The sequence below is a fragment of the Acinetobacter bouvetii DSM 14964 = CIP 107468 genome (genome assembly GCF_000368865.1).
GTDB lineage: Bacteria > Pseudomonadota > Gammaproteobacteria > Pseudomonadales > Moraxellaceae > Acinetobacter > Acinetobacter bouvetii.
The window spans coordinates 944,904-959,537 of the sequence record NZ_KB849727.1 but is presented as its reverse complement, the minus strand read 5'-3'; the positions used below and the strand labels follow the sequence as shown (position 1 = coordinate 959,537).

13 protein-coding genes and 1 tRNA gene are annotated in these 14,634 nt (G+C 43.7%); 7 read left to right on the top strand and 7 right to left on the bottom strand.

Annotation, left to right across the window (positions count from 1 at the left end; genetic code table 11):
* The first annotated feature begins 47 nt into the window (after window positions 1-47).
* The 4 genes from rlmE to F941_RS11450 all read left to right on the top strand — a co-directional run bounded on the left by rlmE (window position 48) and on the right by F941_RS11450 (window position 4,206).
* Entirely contained in the window at window positions 48-698 is a 651-nt protein-coding gene (gene rlmE, locus F941_RS11465) for a 23S rRNA (uridine(2552)-2'-O)-methyltransferase RlmE (RefSeq protein ID WP_005011401.1), read from the top strand.
* A gap of 136 nt (window positions 699-834) precedes the next feature.
* The gene (gene ftsH, locus F941_RS11460) at window positions 835-2,724 is read left to right on the top strand and encodes an ATP-dependent zinc metalloprotease FtsH (protein ID WP_005011399.1); all 1,890 of its coding nucleotides are present in this window, start codon (window positions 835-837) and stop codon (window positions 2,722-2,724) included.
* Between the two features lie 203 nt (window positions 2,725-2,927).
* Window positions 2,928-3,782 carry a dihydropteroate synthase gene (folP, locus tag F941_RS11455; RefSeq protein WP_005011393.1) on the top strand — a complete coding sequence of 285 codons (855 nt, stop codon included), beginning with the start codon at window positions 2,928-2,930 and terminating at the stop codon, window positions 3,780-3,782.
* A 109-nt stretch (window positions 3,783-3,891) separates the two neighbouring features.
* A complete protein-coding gene (locus tag F941_RS11450; protein WP_005011383.1) occupies window positions 3,892-4,206 on the top strand; it encodes a DUF5713 family protein in 315 nt (104 codons plus the stop codon).
* A gap of 50 nt (window positions 4,207-4,256) precedes the next feature.
* Here the strand turns inward: F941_RS11450 and F941_RS11445 are convergent, their stop codons facing one another.
* From F941_RS11445 to F941_RS11435, 3 genes are all read right to left on the bottom strand, one after another.
* Window positions 4,257-4,631: a hypothetical protein gene (locus F941_RS11445; RefSeq protein WP_005011381.1), complete on the bottom strand. Its 375-nt coding sequence runs from the start codon at window positions 4,629-4,631 to the stop codon at window positions 4,257-4,259.
* Between the two features lie 90 nt (window positions 4,632-4,721).
* Window positions 4,722-4,807, bottom strand: a tRNA-Leu gene (locus F941_RS11440).
* A gap of 262 nt (window positions 4,808-5,069) precedes the next feature.
* The gene (locus F941_RS11435; protein WP_005011379.1) at window positions 5,070-5,804 is read right to left on the bottom strand and encodes a hypothetical protein; all 735 of its coding nucleotides are present in this window, start codon (window positions 5,802-5,804) and stop codon (window positions 5,070-5,072) included.
* A gap of 169 nt (window positions 5,805-5,973) precedes the next feature.
* Between F941_RS11435 and F941_RS11430 the strand changes: the two genes are divergently transcribed.
* Window positions 5,974-6,480 carry a hypothetical protein gene (locus F941_RS11430; RefSeq protein WP_005011375.1) on the top strand — a complete coding sequence of 169 codons (507 nt, stop codon included), beginning with the start codon at window positions 5,974-5,976 and terminating at the stop codon, window positions 6,478-6,480.
* 49 nt (window positions 6,481-6,529) lie between these two features.
* On the opposite strand, the gene F941_RS11425 is transcribed toward F941_RS11430, so the two are convergent.
* The 3 genes from F941_RS11425 to F941_RS11415 form a co-directional block, all read right to left on the bottom strand.
* Window positions 6,530-7,870: a CitMHS family transporter gene (locus F941_RS11425; RefSeq protein WP_005011374.1), complete on the bottom strand. Its 1,341-nt coding sequence runs from the start codon at window positions 7,868-7,870 to the stop codon at window positions 6,530-6,532.
* 322 nt (window positions 7,871-8,192) lie between these two features.
* Window positions 8,193-9,518: a polyamine export protein PaeA gene (paeA, locus tag F941_RS11420; protein WP_005011373.1), complete on the bottom strand. Its 1,326-nt coding sequence runs from the start codon at window positions 9,516-9,518 to the stop codon at window positions 8,193-8,195.
* Window positions 9,519-9,643: 125 nt separating this feature from the next.
* Entirely contained in the window at window positions 9,644-10,633 is a 990-nt protein-coding gene (locus F941_RS11415) for a LysR family transcriptional regulator (RefSeq protein ID WP_005011371.1), read from the bottom strand.
* A 648-nt stretch (window positions 10,634-11,281) separates the two neighbouring features.
* Between F941_RS11415 and F941_RS11410 the strand changes: the two genes are divergently transcribed.
* Entirely contained in the window at window positions 11,282-12,886 is a 1,605-nt protein-coding gene (locus tag F941_RS11410) for an isocitrate lyase (protein WP_005011365.1), read from the top strand.
* 109 nt (window positions 12,887-12,995) lie between these two features.
* Here F941_RS11410 and F941_RS11405 read toward each other — a convergent pair whose 3' ends face one another.
* Complete coding sequence (locus tag F941_RS11405; RefSeq protein ID WP_005011358.1) at window positions 12,996-13,370, bottom strand: diacylglycerol kinase; 375 nt, start codon at window positions 13,368-13,370, stop codon at window positions 12,996-12,998.
* A 242-nt stretch (window positions 13,371-13,612) separates the two neighbouring features.
* On the opposite strand from F941_RS11405, the gene F941_RS11400 reads away from it, so the two are divergent.
* Window positions 13,613-14,634, top strand: a 1,022-nt coding sequence (locus F941_RS11400) for an MBL fold metallo-hydrolase (RefSeq protein WP_005011355.1), incomplete at its 3' end; no start/stop codon positions are given.

Here is a 14,634-nt window from a genome sequence, read left to right as displayed (position 1 = left end):
TTTTCACGTACAATCAAGGATTAGAAGTTTATTTTATTTAGAGAGTTATGGCGACGCGCATTACCAACCAAAAATTATCCAAGAGCAGCCGCGACTGGATGCGGGAACATTTAGATGATCCTTTTGTTAAAAAGGCGCAAAAGGAAGGTTATCGCGCGCGTGCCGCTTACAAGCTTCTTGAAATTCAAGAAAAATATAAACTGATTAAACCGGGCATGACTGTAGTGGATTTGGGCGCTGCGCCTGGAAGCTGGTCGCAGATTGCCGGCAAGCTGGTTGGCGATAAGGGCTTGGTGATTGCATCAGATATTCTGGAAATGGATGCGCTGCCAGATGTGACTTTCCTGCAAGGCGACTTCAGGGAAGAAGAAGTGTTCGAAAAATTGTTAAATATTTTAAATGGACGCACGGTAGACGTTGTAATTTCTGATATGGCCCCCAATACATCAGGTAATAAGGCTGTAGATCAACCGCGCCAAATTTATTTGTGCGAGCTTGCACTGGATTTTGCGACCAAAGTGCTTGGCCCCAAAGGCCAATTTGTCGTAAAAGTTTTCCAAGGAACCGGTTTTGATGAGTTCCGCAAGCAGGTCGTTGATAATTTTGATGTATTGAAGACAGCAAAACCGGCGGCGTCGCGTGCCCGATCTAAAGAAGTATTTCTGATTGGGCAAGGGCGTAAGAAGGGTTTCAAGTAAAGTCTGCTTGCCAATACGTTAAAAATTGTGCATTTTGTACCTTTTTAACTTATTGCAAAGCTGGTCTGCAGCGTAAATATTAGGGTCAACCCCTTGGTTGGGCATGATCGAATTAGATTGATATGGGAATAAAGCTTTGAGCGATCTTTTTAAGAATGCCGTATTGTGGCTCATTATACTGGGTGTGCTGGTGCTCATTTTCAGCAACGTCAGTGACCGGAGTCAGCCGACAGCAATGAACTATTCAGAGTTCGTGGCAGCGGTGAATGCTGGTCAAATTAAACAAGTCACAATTGATGGCGAAAGAATCCGCGGCGAAAAGTCGAACGGTTCTGAATTTGAAAGTATTCGTCCAGCGGTTCAAGATCCGGAACTGATGCCGAACCTGATTAAAAACAACGTTGTTGTTGAAGGCACAGCGCCTCAGCGTCAAGGATTGTTAATGCAGCTTCTCATTGCCAGCTTCCCTGTGCTTCTAATCATTTTGCTGTTCATGTTCTTTATGCGCAACATGGGCGGCGGTGCAGGCGGTAAGAATGGCCCAATGAGCTTCGGCAAGTCTAAAGCGAAAATGCTGTCTGAAGATCAAATTAAGGTCACTTTTACAGATGTTGCCGGCTGTGATGAAGCGAAGCAAGAAGTTGTAGAAATCGTTGATTTCTTAAAAGACCCTGCAAAATTCAAGCGTTTGGGCGCAACAATTCCTAAAGGCGTATTGATGGTTGGCCCTCCAGGTACGGGTAAGACATTGCTTGCAAAAGCGATTGCCGGCGAAGCGAAAGTGCCATTCTTCAGTATTTCCGGTTCTGACTTTGTGGAAATGTTTGTCGGTGTCGGCGCATCACGTGTCCGTGATATGTTCGAACAGGCGAAACGCCATGCGCCATGTATTATTTTCATTGATGAAATTGATGCTGTGGGCCGTCACCGCGGTTCAGGTACAGGCGGCGGGCATGACGAGCGTGAACAGACCCTGAACCAGATGCTGGTGGAAATGGATGGCTTTGAAGGCAATGAAGGCATTATTGTCATCGCTGCGACAAACCGTGCAGATGTACTGGATAAAGCCCTGCTTCGTCCTGGCCGTTTTGACCGCCAAGTGATGGTGGGCTTGCCGGATATTAAAGGCCGCGAGCAGATCTTAAATGTTCATTTGAAGAAATTGCCGTCTATCACCGGTGTTGATGTGAAAGTGCTTGCACGCGGTACACCGGGATTCTCTGGTGCGCAGCTGGCAAACCTTGTGAATGAAGCAGCGCTGTTTGCTGCCCGCCGCAATAAAAATACGGTGGATATGCATGACTTTGAAGATGCGAAAGACAAGCTGTACATGGGGCCTGAACGCAAATCAATGGTGCTTCGTGAAGAAGAGCGCCGTGCGACGGCCTATCATGAAGCCGGCCATGCAATTGTTGCAGAGATTTTGCCGGGTACAGATCCTGTCCATAAAGTGACGATTATGCCGCGCGGCTGGGCTTTGGGTGTGACATGGCAGCTTCCGGAACATGACCAAACCAGTCATTACAAAGACAAAATGCTGAACGAACTTTCAATTTTGTTTGGCGGCCGTATTGCAGAGGAAGTCTTCATTAATCAAATGTCGACTGGCGCTTCGAATGACTTTGAACGTGCAACGAAAATGGCGCGCGCAATGGTAACGAAATACGGCATGTCTGAAAAGCTGGGCGTAATGGTTTACGAAGAAGACACACAGCAGTCGTTCATGGGCAGCATTGGCACCCGTACGATTTCGGAAGCGACACAGCAGCAAGTTGATGCTGAGGTGCGCCGCATTATTGATGAACAGTACCGTGTCGCGCGTGATATTTTGGAAAATAACAAAGATATCGCGCATGCCATGGTGAAAGCTTTGCTTGAGTGGGAAACCATTGACCGTGAGCAAATCCGCGATATTATGGAAGGCCGTGAACCGCAGCCGCCAAAAGTGTACGTGGCTGATAATCCAGTGATTGATGTTGTGCCGACTGATGGCCCAGCAACGCCGCCGCCTTTGCCGGCAAGCTGATTCAAGACTGTAAAAGAGATATAAAAAAGCCCCAAGCAATTGGGGCTTTTTTATTGCTGAAATAACAGCTGAATAGGGTAAGTGCAGCACCGTGGGACATGTATTTGCAGCCCTTTGGCGGCAGTGCATATGTTCTTGAAAAGATTTCAGCCCGGTCAGAATTAAAATTGCTAAAATGCCCACAAAATACGAGGAGTATATCAATGCAGCTGATGCCTTTGCCCAATAAAATCTTAAAGTGCGGCCATTTAGAATTGGATTTATCTGTGCCGCATGTCATGGGGATTTTAAATGTTACGCCAGACTCATTCAGTGATGGCGGGAAGCATAACGGCAAAGCGCAGGCGGTGGCGCATGCAAAACAGATGATTGCCGATGGCGCAACTGTTATTGATGTTGGCGGTGAATCTACCCGCCCAGGCGCTTCACCGGTGACAGTTGAAGAGGAAATTTGCCGTGTAGTGCCTGTGGTGGAAGAGCTGGCAAAACTGAATGTGGTCATTTCTATCGATACATCACAGCCGGCAGTGATTCAGGCTGCAGTCAAGGCCGGTGCGCATATTTGGAATGATGTGCGCGCGCTGACGCGCCCGCAGGCTTTAGAAACAGCTGCGCTGCTGAATATTCCTGTCATTATTATGCATATGCGCGGTGAGCCGACCACCATGAATCATCTGGATCAGTATGATGATGTTACATTGGATGTCATTGCTGAGATCAAGCAGCGCGTTGACGATGCCTTGGCTGCAGGGGTTCGGTCTGAAAATATTATCATTGATCCAGGGTTTGGCTTTGCCAAAAATGCATCGCAAAATTTAAAGCTGCTGAATGAGTTTTATAAACTGCATGTACTGGGCTACCCGGTCTTATCTGCTTTATCGCGCAAGCGCTTTATCGGTGAGGCCCTGAAGGGGGCCGATGCGCAAAACCGCGCTGTCGGCTCTGTTGCAGCGCATATGTTCAGTATCCAGCAGGGAGCATGCATGGTGCGGGCCCACGATGTGAAAGCGATGTCTGATGCGGTAATGATGTGGCAGGCCATGCAGTCAGCTAGCTAGAAGGCGGCAGGCGCTGAGTGCAGGAAAATGTTTTATGTGTTTTATTTGGTAATTCTGTATAGGTATGTTATATAAGCACGCTTAGTTTTAGTGTGCTCAGAGTGCCTGTATGTTTGCAGATTTACTTCTCCCAATGTTTGATGATGATTATTACCCAGATATTCTGGTTGCAGAAGTAAAGCAATGCGTTGAACAGTTTGCCAAAAAACTGTCTAAACCAGAGTTGACGGAACATGACATTTATCATTTTGCACATGAAGCGGTCATTTCAATTAATGCGATGAAGCCGCAGTTTGAAGATCTGGATTCTTCTTTGGATGATACCGCTGCGGACTATATTGCCGAAGCCATGATGATGGCTGCTCAAGCAGAAGGCTATATGGATATTGAAATGGAAGAGCTGGTTGCCAATAGAGAGTGGTAAAGCGCTCTCTATTTTTTTGATATTTCAATCATGGCTTTTTTATTCAGTATTCACAGTTCATCCAGCAACTCAGTAAGATGACAGGTTTTATTGAGATGCTCTTCCGCGATTCCATCTACAGTCATCAAATATTCATCATCTTTCATGTCTGCATCTGCCGTTAAATAAAGCCAAAACTTATTATATTTTTGCATGAGTTTTCTAATGTGCTGTTCATCGGCCGGATGGTTAAATTTGAGCTTAAATTCAGCATCTATGGTTTGGCAGCTGTGGAGATAGAGCTGATTATTTTTCTCCAGCAGCGTGCCGGGAAAGAGATCATAGAATCGTTCTTGATCAGCCGGTGACGATGTGCTGTCGTTTGCAGAAGCATGATGTGATAAGCACAGAAACAGGCTGATGGCGAGATATTGAATGATCTTCATTTTATTCTTCTTTCATTTATTGAGTTTCAGGCATAAAAAAACCAGCAAACTGCTGGGTATTTTATTGCACCATTTTAACAAAATCTAAAATGGTGCCCGAGGCCAGACTCGAACTGGCACGCTTTGTGGGCGGGGGATTTTAAATCCCCTGTGTCTACCGATTTCACCACTCGGGCATGTGCGCAATAATAGTGGACGAACTTGTGCTTGGCAAGCATAAATCCGAACATTTGATTTAATTACAGCCAAAACATCCATTTATATTTAAAAATGCTGGAATACATATGGGAAAATTAAAATAATGCGCTGTGAAATGAGTGGCGCAGTAAGCGCTTATAGCAGTTCGTCTAAGAGTCCAAGAAAACAGGCATAATCAATTTCAGCAATTCAAGCTTCGGTTCTCAGCAGAGCTTCCGGCCAGGCATTTAAATTGGCCTGTTACTTCATAAGCTCATCTAAATAAGTATCTAAGTTGGTATGCTTGAAGCTTTTGCACAGCTGGTTTTCAAAGCGCATGGTTTGCGCATGCAATTCTTGCTGCTGTTTTAATTTTTGTTTCAAAAATTGTGCCCGGTCCGCGCTGCGTTTGCAGAAAAGGAGCTGGAACTTCAGCTTTAAAATTTGCTTATAAGACCAAAAGCAGATACGGCGTGTTTCCTGCAAATAATGGAATTGCAGATTGTCACTGTGTTCGCGGAATAGATTTTCTTTATAAAAGCGCACAAAGCCAAAACTCATGGCAAAAAAGAACAGCACTGACTGCAAAAAGCCGCTTTCAATATAGGCAATATTCAGGGCTTGCAGCAGAATAATGCCCGCCAGTTTAAGGGGGGTATTGCACAGCTGCTTATAAAGTGAGATTGAGCTGTGCTTCATTTGCTTAATGATCAGCGGCGCAATGAGCATGAAAAACAGCATAATTGCTAAAACGGCTAAACCTTCCGCGCGAAACTTCCCTAAATGTGGCCATGCGGATTGGAAATAGACGCCTAGACTCATGCTAATCGACACGAAAATCATGGCTGCCAGAATCCAAGGGATAAGCTCTTTTAATTCATCCAGCATGCCTTTGGTTTTCATCATGCCGTAAAAAATATAATTGTGCTTGAATGCGGCAGGATGGAGCAATTTCAGCTGCTCGAGAAAGAGGGCGGCCTGTTTATCTTTAATCATGCAAAGTGCAGTGTGGAAAAACGTGCTAAACAATATAATTTATTTTTTGTCTAATGGTGTGTTTTTTTCTCGCTAAAAGCGCTGATTCAGGCCAAAGATTGAGATATTCCACTTTTAGCGCCAGAAGTATGAGAAAATGCGTTTTTATACCCGTATTGAAAGGCAAGCTATGGCTGTGCAATCTCCTGAAAATTTAAGTGATATTGAAATCTTAGATATTTTAACCTCCATGAAAAATGATGAGCTGAATACAGAAGCGAAAAACATTATCCGTGAGGGCGGTAAAGCTGGACGTCAGGAGTCGCATAAAAAAGCTTTAGTGGCTTTAAATCAATCTTTCGAAGATAAATTTGTAGAAGCGGTGACTTTGGCATTGCAGCTGAACGAAGGCCAAAGCAAGAAAATCCGCTATAAGAAAGACCGCATCCGCATTTTAAAAGCGCGCGGAATTGATTATATGGCCATCGACGGCGCGGAAACAGCGCAAGTACTGTCACAAATCTTTCAGGCCATTACGCGTGAAGATGCTGTTGTTACGCATGATTTGCATAATATCTTCCCATTTTGGAAAGAAGGCTGGCCAATGGTTCAATTTGATAATGCCTATGCCATCCTTGCAGAAGACATAACAATTCATTATCAAGCCGTTTTAGATGTATTGATTTCAAAGCATTAATGAGCAATATAAAAAAAGCGCCAGAAGGCGCTTTTTTTAACAGTAATATTTATCCAAGTGTTGAATAGAATGGGAACATTCCAAAAATAAGCCCTGAAAAAAGCATGACAAAACAGGTCGCAATAGCCCAAATAATTGTAAATTTCTGATGCTGTCCAAATTCAATACCAGCTAATCCGCAAAGTAAATATGTAGATGGAACAAGCGGTGAGAGTAAGTGCACTGGTTGACCAACAATTGCTGCACGGGCCATTTCTACAGGCTCAATGCCGTAGTGAACAGCTGCTTCGGATAGAATAGGCAGTACGCCAAAATAGAAGGCGTCATTAGACATGAAAAAGGTCAATGGTATGCTGATGACGGCAGTAATGGGCGCTAAATATGGCCCCATGCTTTCCGGAATTACGGCAACAAGCTCTCTAGACATGGCTTCGACCATCCCTGTTCCCGCTAAAATGCCAGTAAAAATACCCGCAGCGAAAATAATCCCAACAACATTTAAGGCACTGCCTGCATGGTGCGCAATCAAACTTTTCTGCATATCAATATTTTTGTAATTAACAACCAGTGCAATACAAAGCGCGATCATAAACAAAATCGGCATCGGTAAGACACTCATGACCAAACAAATCATTAAGGTAGCGGTCAATAAGCCATTAAACCAGCGTAGATGAGCGCGATTAGCTTCTGGATTATTTGAGATTTGGATATTATCACCATGGCTAATGTCCAGCTCTATAATGCCTAGGCGTTTACGCTCCATGCGGCCATACAGAAAACCCAGGAAATAGACCCATGCGATTGCAAAAAGCATCGGCAGTATCATCGGAACGAAAACCGCACTCGGATCTACATGCAGTGCGCTGGCTGCACGTGCGGTTGGCCCGCCCCAAGGGGTTAAATTCATAATGCCGCTGGCGAGCATCATTAGGCAGGCCATAATAAGCGGACTCATGTCGAGACGTTTATACAGCGGCAACATGGCTGCGACACAAATCATATAAGTTGTAGAGCCATCACCATCCAATGACACAATAATTGTTAAGGTAATGGTGCCTAAAATGACTTTGAGCGGATCGCCTTTTACCATTTTAAGAATGAATTTTACAGAAGGGTCGAATAGGCCTGTATCAATCATGATGGCAAAGTACAAAATTGCGAACAGCAGCATAATGCCGGTAGGTGCTAATTTTTTGACACCATCGAGCATCATTTCGCCCAATCCATTTAACTGAATATGGCTAAGGCTGTCGAAGTAGAAGCCAAGGCTCCAAGCAAGTAAGGCAAAAAGTACAGGAATCAGTGTTAAGGCCACAAGTGGACTCATGCGCCGAGACATAATTAAATACATAAAGCAGATAATCATGCCTAAGCCAAGCAAGGTAAGCATTCAGTTCAATCCTTTGAATTAATCTTTTAATTAGCGCTAGAAAAGGAAAAAACAGGGTAAAGCAAATGAGATGGATGGAAAACATCACAAATAAAATGTGAAAATTATTATTATTTTTATAGAAAATGAAATTTAAAAATCAAAAGCTTAAATGTGATTAATCACATATTTTAAACTGAATAATTTAAAAATGATATCAGAATGGGCTGGTTTATGGGGTTAAACTGAATTTGAATAGAAAAATTAGGCAGACAATCTGGATGTGATTAAAGTGCCTAAATGGGCTATACAGTGCAATACTCGGCAAAAAAAAAATCAGATATTACTCTGATTTTTCTTCGATGGGCGCTTCGGGGGATTCGAGTAATCGAGTCACCAATAATTGGTCAATTTTAAAATGATCGACATCGACCACTTCAAATTTGTAGCCGCCAAAAATAACAGCATCTGCTGGACGTGGAATTTTACGAAGCTTATACATCATAAATCCAGCCAGCGTTTCGTAATTGTCAGTGTCCGGCATTTCATCAATCGCGAGCGCATGCATCAGATCTTCAATGGGCGTGCTGCCTTCAATCAGCCATGAATTATTGTCGCGCTTGATAATTTGCTGATCAGCTTCTATTGGCGTGACCCAGTCACCCATCACCGTAATCATAATATCTGACAGCGTAATGACACCAACAACCAAAGCATATTCATTAATCACCACGGCAAATTTTTCTTTGGTTGAACGGAAACGGTCGAGGAGTTCAGACAGGGTTAAAGTGTCTGGAATGGTCAGGACATTACGAATGGTGTTTTCATTCAATTGCAATAACGACTGATTATTGAGGATCCGCACCAAAATATCTTTGGCATCCACATAGCCAATCACACTGTCAATATCATCATTACAGACTAAAAATTTAGAGTAGGGATATTCTGCCAGTTTTTGGCGAATGCTGGCTTCAGATTCTTTTAGCGTAAAGAACACTACATTTTCACGCGTGGTCATGCTGGAGGGCACATTGCGCTCTTCCAGCTCGAATACGTTTTCAATGAAATGATGTTCCTGTTTTTGCAGTACGCCAGCCTGCGCACCGGCATCCATTACTGCAGAAATATCATCAAAGGTAATGTTGTCTTCACGTGTTGTGTTGACTTTAAACAAGCGGAACAGCAAGTTGGCAATCGCGTTGATGAACCAGGCCAAAGGCTTGCAGGCTACAATGAACACTTGGATCGGATTAATCACCGAAACAGCAATTTTTTCAGGCGCAATCATGGCCAAGCGTTTAGGCATGAGGTCTGCGAACAGAATGAATAATGAAGTGACCAAGGTGAATGAAAGCGCAAAGCCAATGGATTCTGCCCAAGGGCCTTGATAAAAGCGGGAAACGAATTCAAGGAAATAGGGGCGGAAAGCGCCTTCTCCTAAGATACCGCCTAAGATTGCGACAGCATTGAGTCCTATTTGTGAGGCAGCAAAGAAATCAGCAGAGTTTTCCTGCAAATCCAGCACTTTTTGGGCGCGTTCATCACCGGATTCTGCCAAGATTTTCAGTTTAACTTTACGCGCGCCAGCAAGAGCGATTTCCGTTAAAGATAAAAAACCGGCTCCCGCAATGAGGATGACGATAATTACAATATTTTGGAAGAGGCTCACGAATCCACCTGCGGATCATCATTATTATGAATATTTTTAACATAAAAAAACTTGAGGGAATAAGTCAATTATTACCTCAAGTCATAGTATAGGCTTAAAAAAGAAGAATTTAAGAAAAATAATGCTCAATAGTGTGAAAATTGAGAGTTATTCATCAAAAATTCGCGGTTTTCTTCCTCAATCATTTGGCGGGCAACATACAAAATCAGCTGGCGTAGCCAACGGTGTGCAGGGTGATGATGCAATAAAGGGCACCATGCCATTTTCAATTCAAATTCTGGAATATAAAAAGGCGGATCTTTAAGCAGTAAATTTTGGCTCTTGGCTTGCAGGCGGGCTATACGGGTTGGCAGCGTTGCCACTAAATCAACATTAGACGCGAGTAATCCCGGCATTTGATAATGGCGGGTAAATACCGAAATTTTACGCTTTTGTCCAATCCGCTCTAAAGCCTGATCAATCCAGCCCAGGCCGGCTTGCTTTTCTGGATTGACCCCGAAACCGACGCCCATGCCGGTTTTAGAGACCCAAATATGCTGCGCATCCAAATAGCTTTTTAAATTGAGATTGCCGGCAGCTGGGTGCTTATTGTTCAGCAGGCAAGAAAAACTGTCACGCCAAACTAAAACTTGGTGAAAGCTTTGCGGAATTTCGTTAAAGCGGTTAATGGCCAAATCAACTTTGCCTTGTTCCATGTCACGGTATGACACATCACTCGGGGTTAAGAAGTCGAGTACGACATTCGGCGCTTCAGAGCGCAAGGCTTTGACTAGCCGAGGGACTAAAGTGGCCTCAGCATAATCTGAGGTCATAATGCGGAAAACGCGGTTGGAGGTATAAGGCCGGAACTCAGTGCGCGGTTCCAAAATCATCGATAAGTCAGCAAGCGCGTCGCGGATGCGCGGCTGCAATTCTAAAGCGCGCTCAGTCGGGGTCATGCCTTCAGAAGAACGGATTAAAAGCGGATCATTAAATAAATTACGCAAACGCCGTAAAATGTTGCTCATTGCCGGTTGGGTCACCCCCAATTGTTCAGCTGCACGCGTCACATTTTTTTCACGAAGAAGAACGTCAAGGTAAATTAGTAGATTAAGATCGACCCGCTCCAGATTCATAAAATAAATACCGAAAATAAAATCATGAAATTATTTTGATTATGCCATAAGCCATCAGCCTTGTGTGAGAAACTGATGAAAATAAAGCCGTCTATTTACCGTGGCATTCATGCCGCCTAATGCAGATATGCCCTGTAAACAGCGCAGTAAAACAGGGTGTATTTCCCCATTTTTCAGCATCTGCAGATCATCTTTTCTGCCGTTAAATTTGATGGGCCTTTATTTCTGAAATGGCATATTTTCAGCCGCCGCCGGTATAAATAGAAAACATTGCAATTTGCGCGCTAAGGCTGGTCATTTAGGTCAATTTTGACAACTTTTTGCCATTGCAAGCATTTTTATGAACTGACCAGACTTAAGTCTAATGAATAAAATAACAGCAGGATGTTTAAGGTTTAATCAGGGTGGTTTTTCATAAAATCATTGATTAACAATGAATTATAATTTTCTGCTTAAAATATAATTAGACTTTGATCTATCCATTTTTTAAATAAATACTGAAAATTAATGCAGGATATTGGATTAATTTTTTCAGTCAATCTAATCTAGGTTCATCAAACCGATGTGCTCTAAATCTGTACAAATCATTGAGGGTATGATTTTAGCCATCCGTTGCAGCAAGTCCTATTATTATATACAGGAAATATCATGACTACATACCAAACAGCGATTGATGCAATCCGCGAATTAAAAGCAAAATTCGGAAGCACTTGGGCAGACATCAGTCCTGAAGATGCTGCGCGTATGCAAATGCAAAACCGTTTCAAAACTGGTTTAGACATTGCTAAATATACAGCTGCGATTATGCGTCGTGATATGGCGGCTTATGATGCTGACTCTAGCAAATACACTCAATCTTTGGGCTGCTGGCACGGTTTCATCGCACAACAAAAAATGATTGCGAACAAAAAATACTTCGGTACGACTGAACGCCGCTACATCTACCTTTCTGGCTGGATGGTTGCTGCGCTTCGTTCAGAATTCGGTCCGCTTCCTGACCAATCTATGCACGAAAAAACTTCAGTACCTGCATTGATCGAAGAAATCTACACTTTCCTTCGCCAAGCTGATGCGAAAGAATTAAACGATTTGTTCCGTGCGCTTAAAAAAGCAAACGAAGCGGGCGACACTGCTAAAGCAGCTGAAATCACTGCTCAAATCGACGGTTTCCAAACTCACGTTGTGCCAATTATTGCGGACATCGATGCTGGTTTCGGTAACGAAGAAGCGACTTACTTACTTGCTAAGAAAATGATTGAAGCGGGCGCTTGTGCGCTACAAATCGAAAACCAAGTATCTGACGCTAAACAATGCGGTCACCAAGCTGGTAAAGTTACAGTTCCACACGAAGACTTCATCTCTAAAATCCATGCACTTCGCTATGCATTCTTAGAAATGGGCCTTGACGACGGTATCATCGTTGCGCGTACTGACTCTGAAGGCGCTGACTTGACTCAAAAAATCCCAGTGGTTAAAGAGCCAGGCGACATCGCTTCTCAATACATCGGTTTCCTAGACACTGTTGAAATTGACATTGCAGATGCTCAAGAAGACGAAATCCTAATCAAGCGTGATGGTAAACTTCACCGTCCAAAACGTCTTGCTTCTGGCTTGTACCAATTCCGTCCAGACACGCAAATCGACCGCGTTGTACTTGACTGTGTATCTAGCCTTCAAAACGGCGCTGACCTTCTTTGGATCGAAACTGCAACGCCAAACGTTGAAGAAATCGCTCACATGGTTAACCGTGTTAAAGAAACAGTTCCAAATGCTAAGCTTGTTTACAACAACTCGCCTTCATTCAACTGGACTTTAAACTTCCGTCAACAAGCTTACGACCGTTGGGTTGCTGAAGGTAAAGACGTTTCTGCTTACGACCGCGCTAAACTAATGAGCGCTGAGTACGATGCAACTGAATTGGCTGCTGATGCTGACGAAAAAGTACGTACATTCCAAGCGGATGCTTCTCGTGAAGCGGGCGTGTTCCATCACTTGATCACACTTCCGACTTACCACACTGCTGCTCTTTCTACTCACGAGCTTGCTCAAGGTTACTTCGGTGACCAAGGTATGCTTGCTTATGTAGCTGGCGTTCAACGTAAAGAAATCCGCGGCACAATCGCTTGCGTTAAACACCAAGCAATGGCTGGTTCTGACATCGGTGATGATCACAAAGAAATCTTCTCTGGTGACAATGCACTTAAAGCGCATGACGATGCTAAAAACACAATGAACCAATTCTCTGCTCACTAAGCACTGAACTGATTCTAAAAACCCGGCGGAAGCCGGGTTTTTTTATTTGAATTGAAGTATTTTCAAGCGCAAAAAGCAGGCTGAGCGCCTGCTTTTTATGGTTCATTTATCAGGGCCAGAGGATAATCAGCCAAGTGAAAAATATAATGCTTAACGCTGTAAACTGTGCCGCGCTGCCCATATCTTTGGCATTTTTTGAAAGCGGGTGCTGTTCTAAAGAGACACGGTCTACCACGGCCTCAATTGCAGAGTTAAAGAGTTCAACAATAATGGCCAATAAGCCTGCAGCGATCAGCACGGCATGTTCGGCGCGGCTGATATTCAAGAAACAGCTGAGGGGGATCAGTATGGCATTAATGAGAATGATTTGACGGAATGCAGCTTCGTTCTGAAAGGCTGACTTAAAGCCGGACAGTGAATAGCCTGTGGCATGGGCAATCCGTTTAAGGCCGGTTTTGCCTTTGAAAGGTGAAATCTCAGTCATGTATGGGGAGCTATGTATCTTTTTATACTATGTTAATCGGTGAACCTGAAAGAAATCTGAAAACACAATGGAATGAGATTAAAAGCGGGTGAAATTTTGCAAATACTCTGAATAGAAGAAATGAAAATGCAAAAAATGACTTAAAAATGGAATGGTTTTCAGGCAGAATTGCGTCACAAATTCTAATAATGAATAAAACATAAAAACATACTGGTACGAGAATAATTTTATAAAGGTAAATAATGAAAAAAATTCTATTGGTGATGCTGCTTGCAGCATGGTCAGGGCTTTGTATTGCGCATACGCAAGGGGATGAGGCTGCTGTCGCGCATTCTGCTGATCAGGCATTGCCGCTTAAATCGATCCAATTTGGCCCATATAAAATTACCGCCTTGCATGATGGCGATATGGCGCTGAATCCAGCTGTATTTGATCAAAATTTTAGCCAACAGGAAGTACAGGCGATATTTCAGGGGCAAAGCGCTGATCCGGTAAAACCGATGCAGACCAGCGTGAATGCCTTTTTAATTGAAGACGACTTAGGAAATTTAACGTTAATTGACAGCGGCGCAGGAAACTGTGAGGGAAATCATCGGGGGGCCGCTGTTCAGCAAATTGCAGCAGCCGGCTATAAAACCTCTGATGTTGGCACCGTGCTGCTGACACATTTACACCCTGATCATGTGTGCGGGATAGAAAATCAAACCAAGGCCGTTTTTCCGTTTGCCACAGTCTATGTGAGTGAAAAAGAACTGTCCTATTGGCTTTCTGAAAACACTCTCGCGCATTTAACGGCGGATCAGCAGGCGCAATGCACATCGACTGCAGCCCAAATAAAAGCCGCTTTGGCGCCCTATCACCAGATACGCAGTGTGCGGACATTTAAAACAGGTGCGGTGATTAACGGCATTGAGGCTGTCGAAAGCGCAGGGCATACGCCAGGGCATGTTTCATACCAGCTGCAGTATCAAGGGCGGCATCTGGTTTTTGTTGGAGATATTGTGCATTCTGCGAATTTGCAATTTGAATATCCTGCGCTGTCCGTCAATTTTGATTTTGATCCTGTCCAGTCTGGCAAAAATCGGGAGCATTTTTTCAAAAATTATGCGGCTCAGGACAGCTTAATTGCCGCCGCACATTTGCCTTTTCCCGGCATTGGAAAAATCAAGCAAAATAAGGCTGGAAGTTTTGAATGGAGCCCAATAGGCTCACCTGCAACACCTGCAACACCTGCAACACCTGCAACACCTGCAACACCTGCAAC

What these genes read in the sequence shown, in the direction of transcription:
- rlmE (WP_005011401.1), top strand. Translation starts at nt 48, where the DNA reads ATGGCGACGCGCATTACCAACCAAAAATTATCCAAGAGCAGCCGCGAC.
- folP (WP_005011393.1), top strand. Translation starts at nt 2,928, where the DNA reads ATGCAGCTGATGCCTTTGCCCAATAAAATCTTAAAGTGCGGCCATTTA.
- F941_RS11450 (WP_005011383.1), top strand. Translation starts at nt 3,892, where the DNA reads ATGTTTGCAGATTTACTTCTCCCAATGTTTGATGATGATTATTACCCA.
- F941_RS11445 (WP_005011381.1), bottom strand. Translation starts at nt 4,631, where the DNA reads ATGAAGATCATTCAATATCTCGCCATCAGCCTGTTTCTGTGCTTATCA.
- F941_RS11435 (WP_005011379.1), bottom strand. Translation starts at nt 5,804, where the DNA reads ATGATTAAAGATAAACAGGCCGCCCTCTTTCTCGAGCAGCTGAAATTG.
- F941_RS11430 (WP_005011375.1), top strand. Translation starts at nt 5,974, where the DNA reads ATGGCTGTGCAATCTCCTGAAAATTTAAGTGATATTGAAATCTTAGAT.
- F941_RS11425 (WP_005011374.1), bottom strand. Translation starts at nt 7,870, where the DNA reads ATGCTTACCTTGCTTGGCTTAGGCATGATTATCTGCTTTATGTATTTA.
- F941_RS11415 (WP_005011371.1), bottom strand. Translation starts at nt 10,633, where the DNA reads ATGAATCTGGAGCGGGTCGATCTTAATCTACTAATTTACCTTGACGTT.
- F941_RS11410 (WP_005011365.1), top strand. Translation starts at nt 11,282, where the DNA reads ATGACTACATACCAAACAGCGATTGATGCAATCCGCGAATTAAAAGCA.
- F941_RS11405 (WP_005011358.1), bottom strand. Translation starts at nt 13,370, where the DNA reads ATGACTGAGATTTCACCTTTCAAAGGCAAAACCGGCCTTAAACGGATT.